Genomic DNA, 26852 nt, shown 5'->3' with positions numbered 1-26852 from the left:
CCCAAATGAAAATAATCGACCTTTCCGTTACCATTTCTCCGGAAATAAAAGAGCCGCTGCCTACCAGCATTACCTATGAAGATCATAAAGAAGGCGCACGAAAAATGGGATCTAAATTGTTTAACGGACTTCCGGCAGATGCATTTATTGATGGGAATGGCCCGGCAGGGGAATTTATTACCGTTACCGGACATGCCGGAACACATGTCGACGCCCCCTGGCACTATTTCCCAACCTGTGATGGAAAACCTTCCCGCACCATTGAACAGCTTCCCTTAGAATGGTTTTTCTCTGATGGCGTTGTGCTTGATTATACCAATAAACCAGATGGGTACAGCATTACTACTAACGACCTGAAAGAAAAGTTAGCTGCCATCAACTATACACTGAAACCCTTTGATATTGTGCTGATCCGCTGTGATGCAGACAAGCGAATCTATAATGAAGACTTTGTAAAAATTCATGTAGGCGTTTCTGCTGAAGCCACCCACTGGCTCATTGATCAGGGCATTAAAGTAATGGGTACTGATGGCTGGGGCTGGGATATCCCACTCTACTTACAGGCACAAGACTATCTGCAAAATCCCCGTCCGGGTGTGATATGGGCGGCACATTATGTAGGCCGCGAAAAAGAGTATTGCCAGATAGAAAAACTAGCAAATCTGGATCAGTTACCGCCATTCGGTTTTAAAGTAGCCTGTTTTCCTGCTAAAATCAAAGGAGGCAGTGCCGGATGGACCAGAGCAGTAGCCATTTTTGAAAGTTAACCTTCTATGATCTTAAATTCTCGCGTATGTCTTCCGTAAAAAATGTACTCATTGTAGGGGGTGGAATTGGTGGGCTATCTGCCGGCATTGCCTTACAACAGGCAGGTATTCAGGCTGAAATTATAGAATACCAGCCGGAGTATAAAGTATATGGCGTAGGTATTATTCAGCCGTCCAATGCCCTACGTGCTCTGGATCAGATAGGAGTGGCAGATCAATGCCTGGAAGAGGGATACGCATTCAATACGTTTCATATGTGTGCTTCCAATGGACACAGGTTCACCACCGCTTCCACACTACCTTTAGGCCGGTTTCCGGGCAATAATGGGATTCCCCGTAACCGGCTGCATCATATTTTGCTGGAAGCCGCCCGGTTGAAAGGAATACATATACGGATGGGAACTACGGTCACTCATATTGACAACCAGTCTGATGCCGCCCATGTTACTTTTTCCGATAATACATCAGGGAGTTATGATTTAGTGATAGGAGCAGATGGTCTGCATTCCAAAGTCAGAAGCCTGATTTTTGGTGACCAGATAAAATCGCAGTATACAGGCCAGTCGGTGTGGCGTTTTACGACAGAACGTCCGGCAGAAGTAGACAATGGCTTTATGATTTTCGGCAAAAAATCGAAAGCCGGACTGGTGCCCATGACTAAAAATTCGATGTACCTGCTTTGCGTAACAGCCGAAGGAGACCGTCCAAAAATTTCGGAAGACCAGATGGTGAGTAAGCTCAAAGAGCATTTAAGTGAATACACAACGCCTCTGGTAACAGATATTATCAATAGAATTCAAGATCCCAAAGATATTGTATACCGGCCTTTAGAGTGGCTTCTGCTGCCTGATCCCTGGTATCAGAACCGGGTAGTAATTATTGGCGATGCAGCCCATGCCACCCTTCCTCAATTAGGACAAGGGGCATCCCTGGCCATTGAAGATGCCGTCGTACTGGCAGAAGAGTTGCAAAAAGAAGGAGCGGTTTCTGAGGTATTGTCTGCATTTATGGAACGGCGTTTCGACAGGTGCAAAATGATTGTAAATGTATCCAAAACCATAGGCGAATGGGAACAAATGGAGTGGAAAGGCACTCCGGTTCCGGATGCCAATATAGGCGCATTGATGGGACGTACCCTAGCGAATATGATGGCACCTATTTAAATAATGTATATCCTGAAACCTGAAAAAATACATGTTGAAGCCATTGAAAGTTTATTGTCTATTTATCATTCTGTTATTCGCTTGTGTAAAAGGATTTTCCCAGCAATTTAAACCGCCTCACCTGGAGAAAAAGGGAAATGCCATACAGTTGATCGTGAAAGACAAACCATTTTTAGCATTAGGTGGCGAGATACATAACTCAAGCGTTTCAACAACAGCTTCCATGCGGCCCATCTGGTTGCAGATGAAGCAGAAAAATCTGAATACAGTGTTGGTGCCTGTATATTGGGAACTGATGGAGCCACAGGAAGGTAAGTTTGATTTCACCTTGGTGGATAGTATGATTTATGGGGCAAGAAAACAAAACCTGCATCTGGGTATTCTTTGGTTCGGTGCCTTTAAAACTACCTATTCTACCTATGTTCCATCCTGGATAAAAACCAATACAGATACATATCCAAGAGCTAAGAATAGCAAGGGTGAATCTCTTCCGGTATTATCTGTATTTTCCGAAGCCAACCTGAAAGCTGATGCGAAGGCATTCAAAGCGCTCATGCAGCACATCCGTCAGGTAGATGAAAAATACCAGACAGTGATTATGGCGCAGGTGGAAAATGAAGTAGGTTTATTTTATGAGCCCCGTGAGTACAGCGATGCCGCAAAAAAGGCATATAGCCAGGGTGTGCCTGCCGACCTGATGCAGTATTTTGCAGCCAATACAGGGAAATTACAACCTGAACTGGACAGTATCTGGAAGGCAAACGGCTCCAAAACCTCCGGAAGCTGGGAGGATGTTTTTGGCAAAAGTATAATGGATGATAAGAACCCAAAAGTTTTTTCTTATTTCCCGGAAGAAATGTTTTCTACCTACCATTACACCAAATTCGTAGGACAACTGGCGGCAGCCGGAAAAGAAGCCTATCCTATACCGATGTTTGTGAATGCCTGGCCCAAAGCACCTGGATTTACCGGTGTTCCCGGCAAATATCCCAGTGGTGGCCCGGTGCCGCATGTACTGGATATCTGGCGGGCAAATGCACCAGCTATTGATTTTATTACGCCTAATGTATATGGACCCAAACGGGGCGTTTATCATTTAGTAGAGCAATACCACCGTCCGGGTAATCCGGTTTTTATTCCCGAAATCAGGCAAGGAATTGAACCAGCCAATCTTGCATTCTGGATCTATGGAACCCATGATGCTCTATGTGTGGCTCCGTTTGGAATTGACGGCACTACTGCTGAAGAAGATCCTTTCACCAAAACATTTGCCGCAATCTCCCAGGTACAGGACTTGGTTTTACAGCATCAGGGCAAAGGAACGATGGCGGGTATCTTTGTAGATTCAACAGATAAATCGCAAACCTTCCAGTTGAATGGCTATACTGTAAAAGCTGACCTGGTAGTACCCAGGGGTGGACCTGCGGCTGCATCTGTTGCCAAAAGACCTGTTCTGGCCGGAGGATTGATTTTCGCTACCGGTCCGGATGAATTTATTGCCGTTGGAAAAGAGTATGAACTTACCTTTACTCCCCAAAACCCAGATCCTCAAAAACCGCAAGTGGACGTAGAATTTCTGGAAGAGGGAAAATTTGTAAAAGGCAAATGGGTAACTACCAGGCGGCTAAATGGAGATGAAGGCACCGGCGGTGGCGGTATTGGCGTAGTTGCTCCTAAAAATACAAAGGTCGGCTCATTACGTTTCCAGAAAAATCCTACAGATGAGTATAGCATTGTGCGTATAAAATTCTACAGTTACTAGGAAAAATCTTTCCAAAGAATATTTTTTCATGGTTGGTTTCCGGTTTATCAGAACCTCTGTACATTGTATTTCCATCTAAAAATGAACATTGGTATGCGACCACTCATTCTCTTGTGTTTGCTGTTAAATTGGGTATTAACAGATATACAGGCACAGCAAAAAGTTATCCCCTTATATCCTGGCAAAGCACCCGGTTCTGAAAGCTGGACATGGCAGGAGAAAGAGCTATTTCATCAGCCCTACCAGTCGAAATTAGTATACAATGTATCGCAGCCTACACTCACAGCTTATTTACCGCCAGCCGCCACAGCGAATGGTACCGCCGTTATTGTAGCGCCAGGCGGCGCTTTTCATATCCTCTCCATCGAAAGCGAAGGCATTCAGGTAGCCAAATGGCTGAATTCTAAAGGAGTGGCTGCCTTTGTATTAAAATACCGTCTGGTACGCAGCCTCACCGATGATCCGGTGGCAGAACTAGCGCCTAAAATGAGAGATTTTAAGAAACTGGATGAGATAAATGCCCCGGTTGTTGAATTGGCTATAGCGGATGGATTAAAAGCAATAGAGTACGTTCGTTCGCATGCAGATGACTATGGCGTGAATCCCAAACGGATTGGCATTATGGGCTTTTCAGCAGGCGGCACGGTTACGATGGGTACGGTGTTTAATTCCACTTCCGCTAACCGCCCTAATTTTGCAGCCCCTATTTATGCCTACATGAATGCATTAAAGAACCAGACCATTCCTGCAGATGCACCGCCGCTTTTTATCTGTGCCTCCACCGACGACCAGCTGGGTATGGCTTCCCATAGCACTAATTTATACAACGCCTGGATCGGGGCAAAGAAAATAGCAGAATTGCATATGTATGAGAAAGGTGGACATGGGTTTGGCATGCGCAAACAAGATTTACCTGTGGATTCATGGATAGACCGTTTTGGCGAATGGCTGGAATTACAAGGCTTATTGTGGCCAGAGAAACCATCTGGCACTACATCGCAGGTTACGCTCAAACAAGTGATGGAACGGAGAAAAGCAGCAGAAGAGAGAGTACGCAACGACTGGGCCTATTTCAAAAAATATGAAACTGAAAACAAAGCCTTAACAGCAGTGGCAGCAGGAGAGAAGCGGGTGGTATTTATGGGCAACTCCATCACCGAAGGATGGAAAAGGGCCGATAGTAGCTTTTTTGCCGGCCGGCCATACCTTGACCGGGGGATCAGCGGCCAAACAACGCCACAAATGCTCCTTCGCTTCCGGCCAGATGTAATAGACCTCAAACCAGCGGTGGTGGTGATTCTGGCAGGCATCAACGACATTGCCCAGAATACAGGCCCGATGACATTAGAGCAGACTTTCGGCAATATTGTTTCTATGGCGGAACTGGCAAAAGTTAATCATATAAAAGTCGTCCTCAGTTCCGTGCTTCCGGCCTACGATTTTCCCTGGCGCCCCGGATTAGAACCCGCAGAAAAAGTAGTGAAGCTCAACAACATGATTAAAGACTATGCGACCAGGAATAATATCGTTTACCTGGATTATTTTTCTGCCATGGTAGATAATCAAAAAGGCTTGAAAAAAGAACTGACCTATGATGGGGTGCATCCAACTCTGGCCGGATATAAAGTGATGGAACCTCTGGCAGAAAAAGCCATTGCAGAAGCTCTGAAACGCAAGTAGAGCAATATATAAGATAAGTGTTGTTTCGGTTGTTTTCTGCGGTCTGATAAGGCATATTTGAAAACATAGAAATATGAAATTTATACCAGTATCAAAATTAATTTGCTTTCCAATACTGATATTTTGCGAAGAAGCTTATCTCCTCCTGGGCCGGAGAGGCCTTAATCAATTACTAATTACTAATGAGAGTATCGATCTACAATTTGTAATTGGTAATTAGTCATTCGTAATTACATATAAGGTGCCTCCTGCAAAAGCTGTGATTAACAAAAAGGCAATCTGTGTTTTATTTTAGTATTAATAAATCTTGTAGGTTAGCTTCCTTTCCGTAAATCACTGGGGTTGATATTCATTTTGGACTTATAGATTCTGGAAAAATATTGAACCGATTCAAAGCCGCAGGTATAGGCGATTTCAGATAAGGTGCTGTCAGATTCATAGATCAATTGTTCGGCGTTTCTGAGCTTAATGGACAAGTGATATTGATTCAGAGAGGTACCAGTTACTTCTTTAAACGTTTTTCGTAGCCAGGCATAACTCACGCCATTTTTGTTGGCCAGTTGTTCAAAATCTATATCCTTCTGCCAGCTGTCGTTGATCTCTTTTTTGATATCGCCTACTACTTTTTCTTTTCTTGAAAACTTCTGGTTGGAAAGCAATACCGAAGAATACAGAATGCCCAGCAGTTGAATGAGTAAAAAAGAAGCCAGTTTTTGATACGATTCATCCCGGATTTCTACCACATCCAGCAAGCGTTCGAATGTAGCCAGGAATTCCGAATTAAAACCTACTTTAATGATTGGATTTTGCGGATTAAAACATTCCTGTTCTAATAAATGTTTGGCAAATGAGCCGGAAAACCCCACCCAGTATTCCTCCCAGCCGGATTGGAGCATGGGCTTATAGCGATGCCAGATGCCAGGATATAGTAAAATCACTGTGCCTGCTTCAATGAGTTGAGGAGGCATACCGGTAGCTTCAAAAATACCTTCTCCTTTACAGATATAGAGGATCTGATATTCTTTCAGCCTTCTCCCTTTTTCCCAGTCGAAGTAATGGCTTTCCGGGTGGCCTGCATCGGGGTAGGAAGTATTGGCCGGATGTATATGATACCCAAGCGTATGAATGACCACACTGAGGCTATTATCCAGCTTATCATCCGAAAATTTGAAATAACGCCTGAAGGTTTTCATATCAAAAAGTGTAAAACAAATCTCAATAAAGATAACATCAACCCAAAAATAATACAATAAATTTGTTGAATAAGCTAAAAGTGTTTTAAAATTCCATTGGTCATTTAAACAAAATGGATGAAGCGAGTGGTATTATATAAAGGAGAGGAATGAACTGAATAGTACTGATGGAGAAAGTATCTTGCCAAACACAACGCTTAGCTTTTCTCTGTCCTGTTTTCCAATGCATTGATAAGAATACATTTCGATCATTTCAACTCAGGTACTAGCTTATTGATTCTATGAAAGTGACTAAAATAAATTATAACATGAAGACAATCACCGCCTTTCTGGTTGCCATAGGAATGTCAACTGCAGCGTTTTGCCAGAATACAAGTCTGGGAAGCGATAGTTTACATACAGGGTTTGTTACGGTACCTAATGCAGCCAAACCCCGGGTATGGTGGCACTGGATGAATGGCAATATCACCAAGGAAGGTATTACCAAAGACCTGGAATGGATGAACCGCAGTGGCATTGGCGGTTTTCAAAACTTTGATGCCAGCCTGTTTACGCCTTTGGTAGTCCCAAAGAAACTTGTCTTTATGACACCAGAATGGAAAGATGCCTTCAAACATACCACCGACTTAGCCCAGAAACTACAACTCGAAATGGCCATTGCCGGCTCACCCGGATGGAGTGTAACAGGTGGCCCCTGGGTAGAACCACAGGATGGGATGAAAAAATATGTATGGTCAGAAACGCGAGTAACCGGTGGAAAAACGTTTACCGGCAAATTACCTCAGCCCCCATCGGCTACCGGTCCTTTTCAGCAGGTAGAAATGGGACATTCTTCCCTGATGGGAGGTTCCACTAAACCTTTGCCTACCTATTACCAGGATGCGCTGGTGATTGCCTACCGGTTGCCTGACAATGAAAAACCGCTAGCCTCATTCAATCCTAAAGTAACATCCAGTGGTGGTACCTTTATGCTGGCCCAATTAACCGATGGGAACATCGTCAAAACTAATTTTCTGCCCCCTGTTGGAGTAGGGCAGGATATGTGGATTCAATATGAGTTCGACAAACCACAAACCTTCAAAGCATTTTCCATTTCCGGAGCCAGCCAGACGGCCTTGCAGGAATTTAATGGAGGGCCAGAAAACAGGACATTAAAAGTGAGCAATGATGGCGTTAATTTCCGTGAAGTGGCAACTATTCCCGGAAGCATCGTGCCGCAGAATACATTGAGCATTCCAGCTACTACAGCGAAATATTTCCGGTTCGCTTTTAAAACTTTACCCCCTCAGCCAAATATGTTTGCAGCTATGATGGGAGCAAAACCAGAAACACCGAAACCTGAAGGGGTGAACGTGGCTGAAATCGTATTACATAACACCGACAGAATTCATCTGTTCGAAGATAAAGCAGGTTTTACGCCCTGGAAAGAAACAGGTTCTATATCTGCCACTGCCCAGGCTGATGCCATTCCAAGCGAAAATGTGGTGGACTTAACCGCTCAACTAAAACCCGATGGTTCGCTGAACTGGAAAGCGCCTGCCGGAAACTGGGTGGTGATACGTTTGGGCTATTCATTAACCGGCCGCCAGAATCATCCGGCGTCTCCGGAAGCTACCGGCTTGGAAGTAGATAAACTCGACAAAGCAGCCGTTACAAAATACATCAATACCTATCTGGACATGTACAAAGATGCTACCGGCGGACAAATGGGCGCAAAAGGATTACAATACATGGTTCTCGATAGTTACGAAGCAGGCCACATGACCTGGACCAAAGCTTTTCTTGAAGAGTTTGCCAAACGCCGGGGGTACGATCTCAAATCCTGGATACCAGTGTTAACCGGACGGGTGGTAAAAAGTGTGGAAGAGAGCGAGAAGTTTTTGTGGGATTTTAGGAAAACCATTGGTGAACTGATTGCAGAGAATCATTACGATGTGATTGGTGAAGCCTTGCATCAACGGGGTATGAAACGTTATACAGAATCTCACGAAAACAAACGGATTTACCTGGCTGATGGCATGGATGTAAAACGCAATGCCGATATACCGATGTCTGCCATGTGGACGCCCGGCAGTCTGGCTGGTGGGGCAGATGAGGAAGTACGCAGCAAAGCTGACATCCGGGAATCTGCATCGGTTGCCCATATTTATGGAAAACCTTTTGTAGCCGCCGAATCCATGACCTCCGTTGGAAATGGTTTTTCTTTCCACCCTGAAAAGCTAAAACGTACCGCCGATATGGAAATGGCTTCCGGCCTGAACCGGTTTGTGATCCATACTTCTGTACACCAGCCATTGGATGATAAAAAACCTGGTTTCTCTTTAGGTCCTTTTGGTCAGTATTTTGGCCGCCAGGAAACCTGGGCGGAACAAGCCAAAGCCTGGACGGATTACCTGGGCCGGAGCTGTTATTTATTGCAGCAAGGTAAACAGGTAGCAGATGTGCTGTATTATTATGGAGAGAATACGAATATCACTTCTGTATTTAACACAAAACTGCCAGAGGTTCCAGGCTACGAATATGATTTTGTGAATGCCACTGCACTGCTGAATGTATTGGAGGTGAAAAATGGCAAAATTGTAACGCCAGGCGGAATGGCCTATAGTGTGCTTGTTCTGGATGAAAGTGCCAGACAGATGACCTTGCCGGTACTGAAAAAATTAGGCGATTTGGTAAAAGCTGGCGCTAAAGTGACCGGCACTAAACCAGAAAAATCGCCTAGCCTTAGCGACAATCAGGCAGCGTTTACAACCCTGGTGAATGAAATCTGGAACAACCCGAATGTATCGGCTAATAAATCTGTAGGGGAAGTGTTAAAGTCGGTAAATGTAGCAGAAGATGTACTCATTAAAAATCCCAAAGCAGAAATATTATATGTACACCGGAATACAAGTGACAGAGACATCTATTGGCTCAACAGCCGCAGCGAAAATGTAAATGAGGCAGAAATCAGTTTCCGGGTAACAGGCAAAGCGCCTGAATTATGGAATCCACAAACTGGTGCCGTAGAAAAGGTATCCTATCAGATAAGGGATGGCCGTACTTATATACCGCTTAAATTTGAATCCTGGGATGCCTATTTCATCGTTTTCAAGGAAAATACTACCCTAACCTCCTATACCAAGCCAGCTGTAACAGAAGCATCCGTTGCTCAGATTAACGGAACATGGACTGTTAAATTTCAGGAAGGGAGAGGAGCGCCACAAAGTGCAACATTCACACAGTTAAGCTCATTATCTGATAATGCTGATGCTGGCATCAAATACTTTTCAGGAACTGCTACATATACCAATACTTTTAACCTTTCCGGACTCGACAAGAAGAACCGCTATGTGATTGACTTAGGCGACGTAAAGAATATGGCTGAAGTAGTAGTAAATGGGAAAAGTATCGGCACTCTCTGGAAAAAGCCATTCCGCCTGGATATTACCAATGCTTTAAAAAAGGGACAAAATGCTGTAGAAATCAAGGTGACCAACCTGTGGGTAAACCGCTTGATCGGCGATGCACAACCTGGCGTAGAGAAAAAGATCACCTATACCACCATGCCTTTCTACCAGGCAGATGCTAAGCTGTTGCCTTCCGGGTTAATGGGGCCAGTAAAAATAGTATCCCTGAGCAGTCAGGCGGTATCAACTAAACAGGCTTCTTCTTTAAAATAAGTGTAATACCAAATCGTTGTTTGTTGTTCGTTAATAATTGCTGTAATAATGTTGTGAATCAATTGATTATTTTAATTTAAGTAAGACATACTTATCATAATTCAGTATAAGAAGAAAATTACCTAATATATGATGAACACCCTGCGGCTGATGATTCTGTTTCTGTTAGTGTCTATAAGTGCAATGGCGCAGCAAATCATTCCATTATACCAGGGAGTTATACCTAATTCTACCGGGTATAAAATGAAAGAGTTGCCGGTAGAATATAAACAAATGAAAGCTGGCATAAGAAGTGTTTCTGAGCCCTCTCTTTCCGTATATCTGCCCTCATCACAAACGGCGAATGGATGCGCTGTAATTATTTGTCCAGGTGGGGGTTATGCTGTTGAAATGACAGTGCCGGAAGGGAAAGTGATTGCTGAAACGTTTGTTAAGCATGGCATTACGGCTTTTGTTCTCAAATACCGTTTGCCTTCTGATTCTATTATGAAGGATAAATCGATCGGCCCTTTGCAGGATGCCCAGCAAGCCATCAAGCTGGTCCGCCAACGGGCAAAAGAGTGGAGCCTGGATGTTAATAAGATTGGTATTATGGGTTTTTCAGCAGGCGGGCATCTGGCAGCTACAGCCGCCACGCATTTCAATAAAGCGTATATTCCCAATAAAGAATCAATGAACCTGCGTCCTGATTTTGCTGTGTTGATATACCCGGTGATTAGTTTTACCGACCAGTTAACGCACAAAGGCTCCAGAGATCTTTTACTGGGTATCAATCCATCTGCCGAACAAATCAAACTATTCTCCAATGAACAGCAGGTAACGGAACAAACGCCTCCTACCTGGCTTACGCATACTGGCGATGATAAGCTTGTTTCTGTAGAAAACAGCATTCAGTTTTACCAGGCTTTAATTAAAAATAAAGTGCCCGCTGAAATGCATTTGTATCCCAAAGGTGATCATGGGTTTGTATTGTCTCAGCCCACAGAAGAATGGATGCAGCCTTTATTTGCCTGGATGGGTAAGAATGGATGGATGAAATAATTTTTATTACCCTAAGCGCATTTTAAGCATTACATCCTAAAAAGAGAAAATGATTAATAAAATAAAAATTCCATGCGTGAGGGCCCGAAAAAACAGCGGGCAAGGCATAGGCTTGAGTGGGGAAGCATTGACAACTATGTTGGTTCTCTTCGGCTCTCGCCTCGAGAATTCTAGATTTTTCTTTGTTACTTTCTTTGTAACAATGACAAAGAAAGTAAGGACGGCGCAATAGGGAATCATTCAGGTAGTTTAAGTGGAATGAAAAACAGAGCCGTAGAACAAGTAAGGAAAGTGAAAGCCTACATATTTAATCTATCACCTTAAATCAATATACGTGCAAGTTATCTCAGGAATAATTTTTCATTTGATTGGCGGCTTTGCTTCCGGTAGTTTTTATGTGCCTTATAAACAGGTAAAAAAATGGTCCTGGGAAAGCTACTGGATTGTAGGCGGCCTGTTTTCCTGGCTGATCGTACCACCACTGGCTGCTTTTTTAACCGTTCCTGGATTTTCTTCTATCATTAGCCAGACAGATAGTGCTACCTTAGGATGGACCTATTTCTGGGGGTATTATGGGGTATTGGGGGCTTAACCTATGGCCTGGGTATCCGCTACCTGGGTATGTCACTGGGAAATTCTATTCTGCTTGGACTTACCGCTGCTTTTGGTTCGCTGCTGCCATCCATTTACTATAATTATGCACCGCAGGAGGGTAAAATTACCTTCTCAGATATGATCAACAGTTCTGGTGGACAGCTGGTATTACTAGGTGTGGTGGTTTGTCTGGCCGGCATTGCTATCTGTGGTTTAGCCGGCAATCAAAAGGAAAAAAGTTTGTCTGCCGAGCAGAAGCAGCAAAGCATCAAAGAATTCGATCTCACGAAAGGGTTAACTTTTGCTATTATTTCTGGTATACTAAGCGCTTGTTTTAATTATGGCATCGAAGCCGGAGAACCCATGGCCGATTTAGCGGTGAAAGAAGGCTATAATCCACTGTTTCAGAATAATGTGATATATATTGTGCTGCTCTGGGGCGGACTTACCACCAACTTTATCTGGTGCCTGATCCTAAACATCCGCAACCGCAGCTATACCGATTATACCGATGAACGTACACCGCTTACAGCCAATTATTTATTCTCAGCGCTGGCAGGAACCACTTGGTACTTACAGTTTTTCTTCTATGGCATGGGCGAAAGTAAGTTAGGTAATGGCGCTTCTTCCTGGATTTTGCATATGGCTTTTATTATATTGATCTCCAATATGTGGGGCTTGTTTTTGAAAGAATGGAAAGGGGTTCCGAAAAAAGTATTGGGTTTGTTCGTTGCAGGATTGCTCTTTATTTTAGCTTCTGTTATTATTGTCGGCTACGGCAACTCGTTAGAGTAATTACGAATTACCAATTACGAATTACAAATTCTATTAAAGCTTTTTGCAAAGGAGTAATTGCTTATGCACAATTCAATCCGTAATTGGTAATTCGTAATTAGTAATTATATTAAGAATCATTAAAACTAAAATCTATGTCTGTTTCAACAAACACATTTAAACATGTAAGCTATCTGTGGGATGATGCAAAAGCAGCTGCTATGGAAGGAGATGAAGTAGCCTTATTAATTTACCGCTCCAATTTACTGGGTGCCGATCTACGGCTTACCAATTATGGCGGAGGAAATACTTCCTGCAAAGCCATGGCAAAAGATCCCTTAACCGGAGAACTCAAAGAAATTATGTGGGTAAAGGGTTCAGGAGGTGATCTGGGAACCCTGAAAAAGAGTGGACTGGCAGCATTATATGTAGACCGTTTGCGTAGCCTCGAATACAAATACCGGGGAATTGAACATGAAGATGAGATGGTAGAGCTGTTCAACCATTGTATTTACGATCTGAGCTCCAAGGCTCCTTCTATTGACACACCCTTACATGGATTTTTGCCTTTCAAACACATTGATCATTTGCATCCAGATGCAGCCATAGCCATTGCCGCTGCTAAAGATGGAAAGCAGATCACACAGGAACTATTTAATGGAACCATTGGCTGGGTACAGTGGCAAAAACCTGGCTTTGACCTGGGGTTGCAATTGCGGCAATGCCTGCGGGATAATCCTGGCATACGAGGCATAATGCTTGGTTCTCATGGCTTGTTTACCTGGGGAAATACAGCTTACGAAAGTTATATCAATACCCTGGAGGTGATCGAGCGGTGTGCCCAGTATATTGAAGATAATCTTGGCAAAAAAGGGCCAGTATTTGGCGGTGCCAGAATAGAGTCATTGCCCAAAGAAGAACGTTTACAGAAGGCCGCTGCCTTAGCACCCATTCTCCGGGGTTTTTGCTCCAGCCAGACCAAAATGATCGGGCATTTTACAGATGATGAGCGGGTACTCCAGTATATTAATTCCAAAGACCTCGACCGGCTGGCACCTATGGGTACTTCCTGTCCGGATCATTTTCTGAGAACGAAAATCAGTCCGCTGGTGCTGAATCTGCAGCCAGGTGAAGATGTATCAAATATCACTGCCGTAAAAGAAAAGTTAGCGCCGCAGTATGATGACTACCGCAAGATGTACCAGCAGTATTACAATACATGCAAACATCCGAATAGTCCCGCTATCCGGGATGCCAACCCGGTGGTGCATCTGTATCCTGGAGTAGGTATGTTCACCTTCGCTAAAGACAAACAGACTGCCAGGGTAGCGGCTGAATTTTATATCAATGCCATCAATGTGATGCGAGGCTCTGAAGCTATTTCCGAATATACCTCTTTGCCCCGGCAGGAAGCTTTTAACATTGAATACTGGCTATTGGAAGAAGCCAAATTACAGCGAATGCCCAAACCCAAACCACTGAGTGGAAGGATCGCATTAATTACCGGGAGTGCCGGAGGAATAGGTAAAGCTATTGCCAAAAAATTTGCAGACGAAGGTGCTTGTGTGATCATTAATGATATCAATACTGAAAGAATGCAGGGTGCCATGGCTGAGTTCCAGCAAACCTATGGACGGGATACAGCGGCTGCTTCATTACTGGATGTAACCAAAGAAGATACGATTGAAAAAGCATTGGACGAAGCCGCTCTGGCTTTTGGTGGCGTAGATATTATTGTAAATAATGCTGGCATTAGTACATCAAAACCTTTGGTAGATCATAGCATTGAAGACTGGGACAAGCTCTATGATATTTTAGTAAAAGGACAGTTTCTGGTGTCGAAAGCAGGTGTAAAAGTATTGCGTAAACAAGGTTTTGGTGGCGACATCATAAATATTGTATCCAAAAACTCTGTAGTAGCCGGTCCCAATAATGCAGGCTACGGTTCGGCAAAAGCAGCCCAGGCACATCTCACCCGTTTACTGGCAGCTGAGTTAGGTCCGGATAAAATCCGGGTGAACACCGTAAATCCTGATGCGGTGATTGCAGATTCCAATATCTGGGCCGGTGGATGGGCAGAAGGACGGGCAAAAGCTTATGGCATTACGGTGGAGGAACTGCCTGCGTATTATGCCAAGCGTACCCTGATGAATGAAGCCATTTTGCCTGCTGATATTGCCAATGCCTGCTATGCTTTTGTAGGTGGTTTTCTCGATAAATCGACAGGAAATATATTGAATGTAGATGGAGGAGTGGCTGCTGCTTTTGTAAGATAATTCATTTGAATGGAGAATTGAAAATTGATAATTGAAAGGCAATTGATTATCAATGTATGACTTTCATTTTAAGCGAAAGTCCTGATACCAACAAACAGCAACTAACACACAGCCACAAATAATGATGCGCTATAATTAATTATCCATTTTCAATTGTCCATTTACTAAAAACTATTGCTATGCAAGTCGAAAAATATAAGCTCGAAAATCTAAACGAGCAACAATTGCAACAGCATCAGCGCCGCTTCGAAACCCTGGCCGCTGACATTAAAAATGTGAATAGTATTCTGCAGCAGTTAATTGATTTTCAGATCGCTATTCCTTCCTGGGCATTAGGAACCGGAGGAACCAGGTTTGGCCGGTTTTCTGGGGGAGGCGAACCTCGCAGCCTGGAAGAAAAAATCGAAGACGTAGGACTGCTTCATGCCCTGAATGGTTCGAGTGGGGCGATTTCGCTGCACATTCCCTGGGACATTCCACAGAATGCTGCCTCTATCCGGGCTTTAGCGGCACAGCATGGCTTGCGTTTCGATGCGATGAACTCGAATACTTTTCAGGATCAGCCTGGGCAGGCGCATAGCTATAAATTCGGCTCTATGCAGCATACGGACAAAACCGTACGCAAACAAGCGGTAGAGCACAACATAGAAGTAATTAAGTATGGGATAGAATTAGGTTCTGAATCATTAACGGTCTGGTTATCGGATGGATCTTCTTTTCCTGGTCAGCTCAATTTCCGCAAAGCCTTCGAACGGACGCTGGAGAGTTTAAAAGAGGTATATGCCGCCTTGCCAGACAATTGGAAAATGTTTGTGGAATACAAAGCCTTTGAACCCAACTTTTATTCCACTACCGTAGGCGACTGGGGACAATCGCTGAATTACGTCCAGAAATTAGGTCCTAAAGCCTATACGCTGGTAGATCTGGGGCATCATCTTCCTAATGCCAATATTGAGCAGATCGTAGCTTTGCTGTTGATGGATGGGAAATTAGGCGGGTTCCATTTTAACGATTCCAAGTATGGCGACGATGACCTGACGGTAGGCAGCATTAATCCATATCAGTTATTTCTGATCTTTAATGAACTGGTAGAAGGCATGAATGCCAGAGGCATGACCCATGCATCGGACCTCGGCTGGATGATTGATGCTTCCCATAATATCAAAGATCCCTTAGAAGATTTATTACAATCCGTAGAAGCCATAAAAATAGCCTATGCACAAGCCTTGCTGGTAGATACTAAAGAACTGGAAGCGGCCAGGGAAGCAAACGATGTAGTAAAAGCGCAGGAAATTCTGCAACAGGCTTACCGCACCGATGTACGTCCACTGGTAGCCGAAGCCAGGTTGCGGGCTGGTGCCGCCTTACAACCCTTACAAGTATACCGCAGCCTGAAAGTTCGCGAGAATCTGATCAAAGAACGGGGTTTAAAAACAGTTGCCACCGGATTGTAAAGTAAATGGAAAATTAAAAATTGACAATTGACAATTGACAATATATCATTGATAATTTCAAATTTCATTTTCCATTTCACCGTTTCAATTTTCCACTATCAATTTTCAATTTTTTCATTATGCAGGTTATTGCGATTTTCGATATTGGTAAAACCAACAAAAAATTATTCCTCTTTGATGAAAAATATCAGCTTGTCTATGAAGATAGTACCCAGCTGCAGGAAATAACAGATGAAGAAGGTTTTCCATGTGAAGATGTGCAGGCACTTACCGATTGGATAAGGAGTGCCTATCAACAGGTGCTTTCTAAACCCGGATTTGATATAAAAGCGATCAATGTTTCGGGATATGGGGCTTCATTGGTACACATAGATGAAAATGGAAATCCGGTTACTCCCTTATACAATTACCTGAAACCTTTTCCCAAAACATTGCACGATCAGTTGTATAACAACTATGGAGGCGAAATCCAGCTCAGCAAAGAAACGGCTTCTCCGGTATTGGGCAGTTTAAATTCGGGCTTGCAGTTATATCGCATCAAATATGAACAGCCGGAGGCATTCAAACGCATTAAATATACCCTGCATTTACCCCAGTATATAAGTTTTGTGTTGTCGCAGCGGGCGGCCACCGATATCACCAGTGTAGGCTGCCATACCTTGTTATGGGATTTTTCCACCAACGATTATCATCAATGGGCGAAAGATGAAGGCTTGCCTGAAAAGTTTGCTCCTTTTTATCCTGGTGATGCAAGCTATCCTACCCTTATTCATGACAAAAATTTACCAATGGGTGTGGGTCTGCATGATAGTTCTGCTGCACTCATTCCGTATCTGGCCAGTTTCAATGAACCCTTTGTATTAATTTCTTCCGGCACCTGGTGCATTAGCCTGAATCCTTTTAATCAAACCTTGCTTACTGCCGCAGAATTACAACAAGACTGCCTGTGTTACCTGACCTATCAGGGAAAGGCCGTAAAATCTTCCCGCTTGTTTGCAGGAAATGAACATGAACAGCAAATTAAAAGACTGGCTTCCCATTTTAAGCAGCCAGTTGATTATTTTAAAACAGTTGGCCTGAATCCGGAGTTACTCATAGATAGACCGTTAAAGCAAACGGCTGGAGAAACAAAGGCTACTGCTTTGGTGAGTGAATCTATATTTCAGCAACGTAATCTGGCAGATTTTAATAGCTATGAGGAAGCCTATCACCAGTTGATTGCAGATCTTATTACGCAGCAAATCACCTCCACGCAGCTGGTGCTGAATGGAGCGCCGGTGAAAAAACTGTTTGTAGATGGGGGCTTTAGCAAAAATCCGATTTATATGCATTTACTGGCCCATGCTTTTCCAGAGATAGAGGTCTACGCCGCTTCAATGGCACAGGCTACGGCCATGGGCGCTGCTCTGGCTATTCATTCTTCCTGGAATTCACAACCGATACCCGGAGATATTATTGAATTGAAACGATATTCACCTTCCTCTAAAATATCTTCTACAGATAGCGTTCTGAAATAAACACTGAAACTGTATACAATGAAAGTAGCGCTTTTTATTCCTTGTTATGTCAATCAGTTTTATCCGCAGGTAGGAATTGCCACCCTGGAATTACTGGAGAAATTAGGCTGTGACGTAGAGTATCCCCTGGCACAAACCTGTTGCGGACAACCGATGGCTAATTCAGGTTATTCTTCTTTAACCAAAGATTGTGATGAGCTATTTACTAAAAATTTTGCCGGATACACCCATATCGTTTGCCCATCAGGTAGTTGTGTATTGCATATAAAAGACCATTTGCATTCTCAGAAAAACGAGCCGGAATCCGCCAGAATCCGCCAGCAAATTTATGAGCTTACAGAATTCCTGACGGATGTGTTGAAGGTGGATAAATTGAAGGCTAAATTTCCTTACAAAGTAGGTGTACACCAGAGCTGCCATGGAGAAAGAGGTTTACATCTCTCCCAAATGACCGAACTGGTAGCAGCCCCGTTCTCAAAGCCGGAACAATTACTTCGCATGGTGGAAGGAATCGAACTCATTCCCCTGGACAGGAAAGATGAATGTTGCGGCTTTGGCGGTACATTTTCTGTATTTGAAGAAGCGGTTTCTGCCAAAATGGGAAAAGATAGAGTACAAGATCATGTGGAACATGGCGCACAATACATCACCGGAGCTGATATGAGCTGCCTGATGCATATGGAAGGCATCTTAAGACGGCAGAAAAGCAACATTCAGGTAAAGCATATTGCCGAGATTTTAAATGCAGACTCTTAGAATAAAACTTTGTTTGACATTTAAGAATAGAATTAGTTTTCAATGAACTACCCAAGTAAAGTCATTGCAACCAATTCCTAAATATGTATAGATTATGAAAGAGTGCCGAGGGTGGTGCAGAAACAGTGTGGCCGGTTTTGGCCTGTGGGTAAGCCGGAGGTTTGTGCGACTATCAGCCATTCCAGCGTAAAACAGGCTTTGTTGGTGCTGCCCTTTTGTTTTGTTACTGGCACACAAGCTGGCTCAAAGCTCTCGCTTTGCCCTCTTTTGGGCAAGCAAAATAAAAGTAAAGACGGCCTACGAATTAGAAATTGGCATATTTAATAATTTTTAAAGTGATTTTAAGAGCCGTAAATCTTCGTGCTTTCGTTTTTAGGAAAGAGGAGTCTTTACATTAAACTATATTGACAAGTTAAATTTTCTTTACATGAGTCAGGCAGCAGGAAAAGATCATGCAGCATTAGCAGAAAAGTTCAACAAAGATGAGGAGCGTGTAAACTGGCATGACCGGACGTTATGGTGGATTCGCCAGAAGCGGGATAAAGCGGCCTGGTCGCTGGGGGAGGAGTGGGAACCCTTGCGGGAAGAAGCCTCCAAAATTAAAGCACATACTTTATCCAACCTGAGCGAGTATTTAACCGAGTTTGAAAAGAATGCACAGGCAAATGGTATTACCGTGCACTGGGCAGCCGATGCCAAAGAACATAACCAGATTGTAAACAGCATTCTTACGGAGCATAAGATTCAGCAGATTGTAAAAAGCAAATCGATGCTTACTGAGGAATGCCACCTGAATGAATATCTGAAACATCAGGGAATAGATGTAATTGATACCGACCTGGGTGAACGTATTGTGCAACTGGCAGATGAAACCCCTAGCCATATTGTACTGCCTTGTATTCACTGGAAAAAAGAAGAAATCGGAGAGTTGTTTCACAGGCATCTAGGTTCACCGGAAGGCGTAATTGATCCGGCTTTCCTGACGAATACAGCCAGGGTGCATTTACGGGAAAAGTTTTTAACCCGGAGGATTGCCATTACCGGGGTAAACTTTGCTATTGCCGAAACCGGTGAATTTGTAGTATGTACTAATGAGGGTAATGCCGATATGGGCGCTCATCTGGCCGACGTACATATTGCCTGCATGGGTATAGAAAAACTGATTCCCAAACGCAAACATTTAGGTGTTTTTCTCCGCCTCTTAGCCAGGAGTGCTACCGGACAACCGATCACTACGTATTCCAGTCATTTCAAAAAGCCCAAAGAGGGCAAGCAGTTGCACATTATACTGGTGGATAATGGACGGAGTACACAACTGGGTCGGGAAGATTTCAGGAATTCACTCAAATGTATCCGTTGTGGTGCCTGCTTCAATACTTGTCCGGTATACCGCAGAAGTGGCGGACACAGTTACCACAATGCCATTGCCGGACCGATTGGTTCTATTTTAGCGCCTAACCTGGATATGCGGCAGAACAAAGACCTGCCTTTTGCTTCTACCTTGTGTGGTTCCTGCAGCAATGTATGTCCGGTTAAGATCAATATTCACGAGCAGCTCTATCAGTGGCGGCAGGTATTGACTGAAGAAGGCCATCAGCCTGCAGCCAAAACGGTTGCCATGAGAGCCATGGCTACTACTTTGTCGAATCCGGGCTTATTTAAAGTTGCCGGAAAAGCAGGCAGATGGGCCATGAAACTGATGCCTTTTATGGTAAGTAATCAATTTAATCCCTGGTTTAAAGAGAGGGAAATGCCGGAACCTCCCAAAGAATCGTTTACAGAGTGGTATCAGAAAAACAGAAAGAAAAAATGAGTAGCCGTAACGCCATATTAGCCGCTGTAAAACGAAACCAGCCAGCAGCGCTTCCTTTGCCGGAGAAAGAGTATACTTCAGCCAGAAAGGGTGATATAGAAAAGTTTAGTGCCACCCTGGAAGGAATTGGCGGAAAAGCGTATATGCTGAAAGAGGGAGAAGATGTACTTGCGGTAATTTCAACGATTTTTCCGGAAGCCCGAAGGGTGGTTTCGGTGGATGAATCCATGGAAATCCATTACCTGAAAGAACACCTGACAATTGTGCATCATTCCCTGCAGGATGTAGATGTGGCCATTATTAATGCACAGTTTGGGGTGGCTGAAAATGGGGCGATCTGGGTGACGGAAGACGACCTGAAAATACGGGTATTGCCTTTTATATGTGAACATTTAGTGGCGATTCTGGATGTGAATACCATCGTGCCTACCATGCATGAGGCGTATAACCGGATTGGTTCAGCCGAATATGGATTTGGTGTTTTCATTGCGGGTCCGTCCAAAACAGCCGATATAGAGCAGTCTCTGGTATTAGGTGCCCATGGCCCCAAAAGCATGACTGTGCTGATAAAGTCTTTGTAAGGAGAAATGTAAGCTGGTTGTGTGTATATATTTGTTATAACTTATCATAGAAAGGATTATGAATAAGAAAATAATGAATACTTTGATTATTCTATTCATAGCTTATCTAAGTTTATATTGGCCATTAGATCTTTTTTTCAATCCACACACTCCAATTGATGATAACATGTTTGTGTTAATGCGTTGGACAAATTTCTGTTTATCCTTTGTATGTTTCTACTTTTACCGCAAACTCTCATTTGTAGTCAAAGTTATTATGATTTTACCTTTAATATTTTCATTTATAATAAATTTCATTTTTTTTATTTTACCATGGATACCACTCCCTTTAATAAAGCCAGATTGAAGGTTATAAGTAGATGATGAATAAATAACAAGGTATAACACCATATTTAAACGACAACTATGCCAGCAGAATACAGACCCTAGCTTAGGCAATAGTTGCGTAAATATTTGATTCATTGTCTGCAATATTATAGAATCACATAAATACTTTTTCAATGGTAGACAAATGAGAGTGAAACAAAATTTATTACGATTTGCGTTAATTTTAATTATTTCAAATTTCTTATCATCAGTTTCAAATGGACAGCCTTCTTATGTAGTTGGTTTTCAATTCAGATTATTTGATAACAATGGTCACATTGTTGAATACGAGAACTTTTGTAAAAATTTTAAGATGCTGGGAGAGTTAAACAGAGATGACCAAACATCTTGCACAAATTCTAATATCCCCAAAGAGCATACATATAATGACAAAACTAAATTTTATGATGGTTCGGGTGTTGTCGTTTATAATGACTTGTTAAGGAAATTTATTCATAGGAATGATACAATGACACTAATTTTAAAAACCGATCTTGGGATAAGCAAACCATACAGAATCGATTCTTTAGTGATGAAGTCAGGAATATATTTAATTACTGATCATAACCTGAAGAGTATAGACTTTAAAAAAGCAGAAGTTGATTATTATAATTATTTATTAGAATATGTACTGTCAATTAAAAATCAAATTAGTAATTACGAAAATTCAGGTGCGTATATTGAATTAAATAGACTTAGAAAAAGATATGGATTTTCTTTACAGGACTATACAGAAAAGAGAATTGGAGATATTTTTAAGTAAACTCAATACATAGTGGAAATTATTGTAAAAAATAGCATGTAACACTGTACAGCCGACAACCAAACCGCCATGTGTAAAGCAAATGCTAAATGGCTATGGTTGATGGCTGTACTTGCTACGTTATGTCTCATTTAAAATGATTATCAAATTACAAATTATATTGGCTATTATAATTCTTTTCTATGGTTGTAAGCAACAACATAGCCAAGAAGAGAAGCCTTATATTGTTGATAATTTGAGGAAAGTGAATTTAAGGCTTGATATTGATTCGATGACAAATTCAAGCTCAACCATAGAAGCTTACTTTGATATAGAAAAAGATTCTATTCATGTTCTTCAATCAGAGGAGCTATGTAAACACATAGATTCATTGTTTTTATTATACTTCATTAATGAATATGTTGAAAAAAAGCTAGCTCTTCCTGAAAGTCCGCCGCCACCACCACCTATGGAAACTACCGATAGGCTCAGGACCCAAAAGGAAGATATAAGTGGAAAGTTGAAAGTTATTATTTCCCAAACTCATATAGTAACAAAGAACCATCAAATGATAGGTGAAGATTCAATTTTATTTCAGGCTTATCCGGTATTGGTCAAAAACATGACAGATTCACTACTCACTTTAGAATGTGAAGGGGCCAGACTTTTTATGGTCCAACAGGCGAAAGACGAGCAAGGGGTATGGAGAGAACTAGAATACTGGAGAGGTAATAAGGAGATTCCTTTCTGTGATAGCGGTATTCAGTCCATAGCAATATTAGCTAACTGTGGGTTGATGAGTAAAACACCCGTTTTTCGAGGTGATTTCAATACCGAGATACGGATCAAATTCTTTAGCGAAGGAAAGATTTATTACTCTAACTCAATACAAGGGCAAGTAAATAAAGGTCAGTTAATGATACCTCAAGAATTATTGAGGAAAAAAGATTTTGAACCCAGAGAATACCTTCTATCAGAAAAGAAGAAAAACGAGACATAACATATAAGGGTTCATGGGGTGGTCTTAACCCACCATGAACCCTGTGTTGCACGAAACCGGGTGGTTTAACCTGCCCTTATTTATGGGGAATCAATCAATAGAGAAGAAGCTTCTGGGTGAAGCGGTAGTACACTAAAAGAAGATAGTGTAAAAAAAGGAAGAGAAAAGATCTCACTATTTGTAAACTGAGCAGCCGTGTTGGCTCCAAGTAAGGTGACTATATTCCAACATGGGCAATAACTTTCCCGGCCAATTTTTTGAGTGGCTTTTTTATTCTACTCAGGCAGTTTTCAAGTGTAAAGCTATCGATAGCAGGTAAGCCCTATCAGGTGGGGAACGGGCTGCTTCAAAGCGCAAGATTTCTCTCATGCGGCCTTTGCTGCAGCAAGGACACAGGTCTATATCATAGCCTAAGCGTTCTTTGCAGATGCTTTTCCAGTCCGACACTCTTTTTTCCGGCGTAGCTACTCTCAAATCTTGTCTGGCCAGTGCTAAATCATGGGCTTTTGCTTTGGAAGACAAAATGCCATAGTGGCGGATGCGGACAAACTTTGGTGGCAGAATGTGCAGGCTGAAACGCCTGATGAACTCAGTAGCCTCCAAACTCATGGTTTTCTTTGCTGCTTCTTGCCGGTAATCTTTGTAAGCGAAGCTCACCTTGCCATCCTCTATACTTTGGAGGCGGTGATTGGAGATAGCTACTTTGTGGGTGTAACGTCCCAGATATTCAATCACCTGAGCAGGACCTAAGAAAGGCCTTTTACAGTATACCACCCAGTCTTTGGCAAATAACTCTTTCCATAGCCCATTATCCACCTGTGCTTTATTAGCAGAAAGAAAGCTTCTCAGTAGTGAGACATAGCGAGCACGGAACACTTTACTGAGTGCTTTGACCGGGAAAAGATATTTACCTGTACTTCTGGCCTTTTTCCAGTGGCCACTCCCAGAGATCCCTCCACCCGGCACAATACAATGCAGATGTGGATGCAGTGAGAGGTTCTGTCCCCAGGTGTGCAGAATGGAGATCATACCTGTTTTAGCACCCAGATGCTTGGGATTATTGGCAAAGCTGTTGATCGTAGACCAGGCTGTCTTGAAGAGCAAAGCATAGAGTTCTTGGGGATACTGCAGGCACAATAGATTAAGGGAGTGGGGCAAGGTGAAGACCACATGAAAGTAGCTGACCGGTAACAGGTCTGCCTCCCTTTGCATAATCCACTTTTCACGATTGGTAGTCTGACACTTAGGGCAGTGTCTGTTGCGGCAGCTGTTGTAGCTAATACGCAGGTAGCCACAACTATCACAGGCATCTATATGGCCGCCTAGTCTGGCAGTACGGCAATGCTCAATCGCCTTTAGGGTGGAGAACTTGTGAGCAGAGACTGCATGCGTGGCCATAAACTCATGTAAGTGAGCCGACAGTATATGGGCTAACTCTAGGGCAGGCTTCATGCCTCCTTTGTATAGAGGGTATCTAGAGGAGAGAAAGGAGCTTTTCTGCCAAGTCCTGCCATGTGCAGATATACAAGGGTAGTTTCCAGGAAGCTATGGCCTAAAAGTTCTTTGATGGAGACAATATCCAATCCATCTTCTAGCAGATGGGTGGCATAGGAATGGCGCAGGGTATGTACACAGATGCCTTTCTTTTTGATGCCCGCTTTACTAACTGCATCCTGCATGAGCCATTGCACGCCTTTGCGGCTGAGCTGCGAGCCATATTCCTTGCCATTGAAGAGGTAGTAGTGGGGTTTGCAGGCAGACAGGTAGGAGAGCAGTCCTCTTTTCATCAGCTGGGAGAGGGGTACATAGCGGTCTTTTCTTCCTTTGCTTTGGCGAATGTGGATCTGCATGCGGTCAAAATCTAAATCTGAGATCTCAAGCCGGCATACTTCCTGCATGCGAAGGCCTGCTGAATAGATTAAGGCCAGCAGCACCCGGTGCTTTAACAGACGGGGTGCTTTGAGCAGAGCTTTGACTTCCTGCTTACTGAGGACCGCTGGCAGTTTGTGTACTTTAGGGATGGAAGGTAGGCGGATAGCCCGGTCATCTCTGCCGGTAAGCCGGTAGAGCAGGCGCAGGCCATAGACAGCATGTTTGAAAGAGCTTTTAGAAGGCTTGTTCGTTTTCTTCTGCAGCATCCACAGGTAATCTCTGACCTGATCTTCGTCTAGTTCGGTAGGCAACTGATTGTAGTAGAGAGCAATCTGAGCCATGTGGCGGGAGTAGTTTTTTAACGTGCTCAGACTTCTGCCAGACAGGGAGATATCCCTTTCCAGCTTGTTGTAAAGGAGAGAAAATCCGCTTACCTTCAGGCAAGCCTGTTGGATAAAAGTAGGGTGGGTGTTAGTGTTTGGTGTTGACATAGTGGTAAGAGTTTGGTGAAACATACTCCTATAACTATTCCCACCTACCAACAGGCTACCGTAGGTTTAGTGCAACATCGGATTTATACGCTTCCCAGTCCACCAAGCACACAAGGCTGATGCAAGAGGGCTTGGCATCGTAAGTTTATGTTCATTTTAGTTAACTTAACGAGGAATAAGAAAGATATGTAGCCTAAACAGCTAAAGTCCGGGAACATATATGGAATTGGATGTAACAATCCTGCAAAGTGCAAGGCTGATTTTTTGTAAGAATATTTATATCTGATTCTTTCAATCCTATAACAACCACTCCTATGAACGATCAACTAGCCCTGCCTGTCGGCATTACCCTCGACCGATTCATTATGCGAAATGAGGCCGATTTTCCCTTTGCTACCGGTGAACTTTCCCAGCTTCTCCGCGACATTGCCCTGGCCGGAAAGATTGTAAACCGCGATATTAACCGGGGAGGTCTGGCCGATATCAGCGGTCAGTTTGGCTCCCAGAACATCCAGGGCGAACAGCAGATGAAACTCGATGTAATAGCTAATATCCGTTTTATCCGGGCTTTAAAAAATGGGGGAGAAGTCTGTGCTATTATTTCTGAAGAAGATCCGGAGTTGCTTGCTACAGGAAATAACAAAGCAAAATATGTAGTAGCCATTGATCCGCTGGATGGTTCGTCTAACATAGATTCCAATGTATCGGTAGGAACCATCTTTTCTATTTACCGAAGGCTGACTCCGATGGGAACCGAACCCAATATTAACGATGCCTTACAAAAGGGAAGGATGCAGGTAGCAGCAGGCTATATTCTGTATGGTTCTTCCACGATGCTGGTCTATACCACCGGCAGGGGCGTGAATGGCTTTACCTATGATTATTCGCTGGGAGAATTTTTCCTTTCCCATCCTCAGGTCAAAACGGCAGCTATGGGAGATACATATTCTTGTAATGAAGGCAATATGGATGATTTTCCGGCTTCCATTCAACAGTATTTGCATAAGTGTAAAGGACAGCGATTGACAGGCAGGTATATTGGCTCACTGGTAGCTGATTTTCACAGAAACCTGCTCAAAGGAGGAGTGTATTTATATCCTTCTACTACTAAAAACCCAACTGGCAAACTTCGTTTGTTGTATGAATGTTTTCCCTTAGCTTTTATCATTGAACAAGCTGGAGGAATCGCCTGTGATGGAAAAGGACGTATTCTGGATATAATGCCATCTTCCCTTCACCAGCGCTCCCCGCTGTATATTGGTTCTACTAAAATGGTGGAAGATATATATTCTTTATGTTTTGCTGATGCCAGTTGATGGTAAATACGTAATTTTATTCAATTCCCCGT

Annotated in this window: 19 protein-coding genes and 1 pseudogene; 16 read left to right on the top strand and 4 right to left on the bottom strand. The window is 43.1% G+C overall.

All coding sequences use genetic code 11. The features are described 5' to 3' along the window. Window positions 1–5 precede the first annotated feature (5 nt). The 4 genes from GXP67_RS01620 to GXP67_RS01605 all read left to right on the top strand — a co-directional run bounded on the left by GXP67_RS01620 (window position 6) and on the right by GXP67_RS01605 (window position 5372). On the top strand, window positions 6–767 hold the full coding sequence (locus GXP67_RS01620; protein WP_162441550.1) for a cyclase family protein: 762 nt from the start codon (window positions 6–8) through the stop codon (window positions 765–767). 26 nt (window positions 768–793) lie between these two features. Continuing rightward, window positions 794–1930, top strand: coding sequence for an FAD-dependent oxidoreductase (locus tag GXP67_RS01615; RefSeq protein WP_162441549.1), 1137 nt, complete (start codon window positions 794–796; stop codon window positions 1928–1930). Between the two features lie 31 nt (window positions 1931–1961). After that, window positions 1962–3692 carry a GH35 family beta-galactosidase gene (locus GXP67_RS01610; protein ID WP_162441548.1) on the top strand — a complete coding sequence of 577 codons (1731 nt, stop codon included), beginning with the start codon at window positions 1962–1964 and terminating at the stop codon, window positions 3690–3692. A 93-nt stretch (window positions 3693–3785) separates the two neighbouring features. After that, window positions 3786–5372 (top strand): GDSL-type esterase/lipase family protein, encoded by a 1587-nt coding sequence (locus GXP67_RS01605; RefSeq protein ID WP_162441547.1) that lies wholly within the window; start codon window positions 3786–3788, stop codon window positions 5370–5372. A 314-nt stretch (window positions 5373–5686) separates the two neighbouring features. Here GXP67_RS01605 and GXP67_RS01600 read toward each other — a convergent pair whose 3' ends face one another. Continuing rightward, window positions 5687–6565 carry an AraC family transcriptional regulator gene (locus GXP67_RS01600; protein ID WP_162441546.1) on the bottom strand — a complete coding sequence of 293 codons (879 nt, stop codon included), beginning with the start codon at window positions 6563–6565 and terminating at the stop codon, window positions 5687–5689. A 344-nt stretch (window positions 6566–6909) separates the two neighbouring features. Here GXP67_RS01600 and GXP67_RS01595 point away from each other — a divergent pair, with 344 nt between their 5' ends. The 7 genes and pseudogenes from GXP67_RS01595 to GXP67_RS01565 all read left to right on the top strand — a co-directional run bounded on the left by GXP67_RS01595 (window position 6910) and on the right by GXP67_RS01565 (window position 18639). Continuing rightward, window positions 6910–10227, top strand: a complete 3318-nt coding sequence (locus GXP67_RS01595; protein WP_394351998.1) for a glycosyl hydrolase — start codon at window positions 6910–6912, stop codon at window positions 10225–10227. A gap of 129 nt (window positions 10228–10356) precedes the next feature. Then, complete coding sequence (locus GXP67_RS01590; RefSeq protein WP_232064867.1) at window positions 10357–11268, top strand: alpha/beta hydrolase; 912 nt, start codon at window positions 10357–10359, stop codon at window positions 11266–11268. Between the two features lie 334 nt (window positions 11269–11602). Then, window positions 11603–12657 (top strand): annotated as a pseudogene (rhaT, locus tag GXP67_RS01585) (L-rhamnose/proton symporter RhaT). A gap of 134 nt (window positions 12658–12791) precedes the next feature. Then, entirely contained in the window at window positions 12792–14912 is a 2121-nt protein-coding gene (locus tag GXP67_RS01580) for a bifunctional aldolase/short-chain dehydrogenase (protein ID WP_162441544.1), read from the top strand. 179 nt (window positions 14913–15091) lie between these two features. After that, window positions 15092–16366 carry a sugar isomerase gene (locus GXP67_RS01575; RefSeq protein ID WP_162441543.1) on the top strand — a complete coding sequence of 425 codons (1275 nt, stop codon included), beginning with the start codon at window positions 15092–15094 and terminating at the stop codon, window positions 16364–16366. 119 nt (window positions 16367–16485) lie between these two features. Continuing rightward, on the top strand, window positions 16486–17883 hold the full coding sequence (locus GXP67_RS01570; protein WP_162441542.1) for an FGGY-family carbohydrate kinase: 1398 nt from the start codon (window positions 16486–16488) through the stop codon (window positions 17881–17883). Between the two features lie 18 nt (window positions 17884–17901). Beyond that, on the top strand, window positions 17902–18639 hold the full coding sequence (locus tag GXP67_RS01565; RefSeq protein WP_162441541.1) for a (Fe-S)-binding protein: 738 nt from the start codon (window positions 17902–17904) through the stop codon (window positions 18637–18639). 92 nt (window positions 18640–18731) lie between these two features. Here the strand turns inward: GXP67_RS01565 and GXP67_RS01560 are convergent, their stop codons facing one another. After that, complete coding sequence (locus GXP67_RS01560) at window positions 18732–18914, bottom strand: hypothetical protein (protein ID WP_162441540.1); 183 nt, start codon at window positions 18912–18914, stop codon at window positions 18732–18734. Window positions 18915–19066: 152 nt separating this feature from the next. On the opposite strand from GXP67_RS01560, the gene GXP67_RS01555 reads away from it, so the two are divergent. The 4 genes from GXP67_RS01555 to GXP67_RS01540 all read left to right on the top strand — a co-directional run bounded on the left by GXP67_RS01555 (window position 19067) and on the right by GXP67_RS01540 (window position 23141). Continuing rightward, window positions 19067–20452 (top strand): lactate utilization protein B, encoded by a 1386-nt coding sequence (locus tag GXP67_RS01555; protein ID WP_162441539.1) that lies wholly within the window; start codon window positions 19067–19069, stop codon window positions 20450–20452. Continuing rightward, complete coding sequence (locus GXP67_RS01550; protein WP_162441538.1) at window positions 20449–21033, top strand: LutC/YkgG family protein; 585 nt, start codon at window positions 20449–20451, stop codon at window positions 21031–21033. The genes GXP67_RS01555 and GXP67_RS01550 overlap by 4 nt, the downstream gene beginning before the upstream one ends. A 511-nt stretch (window positions 21034–21544) precedes the next feature. Next, window positions 21545–22162, top strand: a complete 618-nt coding sequence (locus GXP67_RS01545; RefSeq protein ID WP_162441537.1) for a hypothetical protein — start codon at window positions 21545–21547, stop codon at window positions 22160–22162. Between the two features lie 136 nt (window positions 22163–22298). Continuing rightward, window positions 22299–23141 carry a hypothetical protein gene (locus tag GXP67_RS01540; protein WP_162441536.1) on the top strand — a complete coding sequence of 281 codons (843 nt, stop codon included), beginning with the start codon at window positions 22299–22301 and terminating at the stop codon, window positions 23139–23141. Between the two features lie 279 nt (window positions 23142–23420). Here GXP67_RS01540 and GXP67_RS01535 read toward each other — a convergent pair whose 3' ends face one another. Together GXP67_RS01535 and GXP67_RS01530 are read right to left on the bottom strand one after the other, a co-directional pair. After that, complete coding sequence (locus GXP67_RS01535) at window positions 23421–24593, bottom strand: IS91 family transposase (RefSeq protein ID WP_162441535.1); 1173 nt, start codon at window positions 24591–24593, stop codon at window positions 23421–23423. Then, on the bottom strand, window positions 24590–25504 hold the full coding sequence (locus tag GXP67_RS01530; RefSeq protein ID WP_162441534.1) for a tyrosine-type recombinase/integrase: 915 nt from the start codon (window positions 25502–25504) through the stop codon (window positions 24590–24592). The genes GXP67_RS01535 and GXP67_RS01530 overlap by 4 nt, the downstream gene beginning before the upstream one ends. A gap of 314 nt (window positions 25505–25818) precedes the next feature. Here GXP67_RS01530 and fbp point away from each other — a divergent pair, with 314 nt between their 5' ends. Continuing rightward, window positions 25819–26820, top strand: a complete 1002-nt coding sequence (gene fbp / locus GXP67_RS01525) for a class 1 fructose-bisphosphatase (protein WP_162441533.1) — start codon at window positions 25819–25821, stop codon at window positions 26818–26820. Window positions 26821–26852: the final 32 nt, after the last annotated feature.

This window comes from Rhodocytophaga rosea, from assembly GCF_010119975.1.
GTDB lineage: Bacteria > Bacteroidota > Bacteroidia > Cytophagales > 172606-1 > Rhodocytophaga > Rhodocytophaga rosea.
Note: the sequence above shows the minus strand (reverse complement) of the source record. Positions and strands in the feature narration are given on the sequence as shown.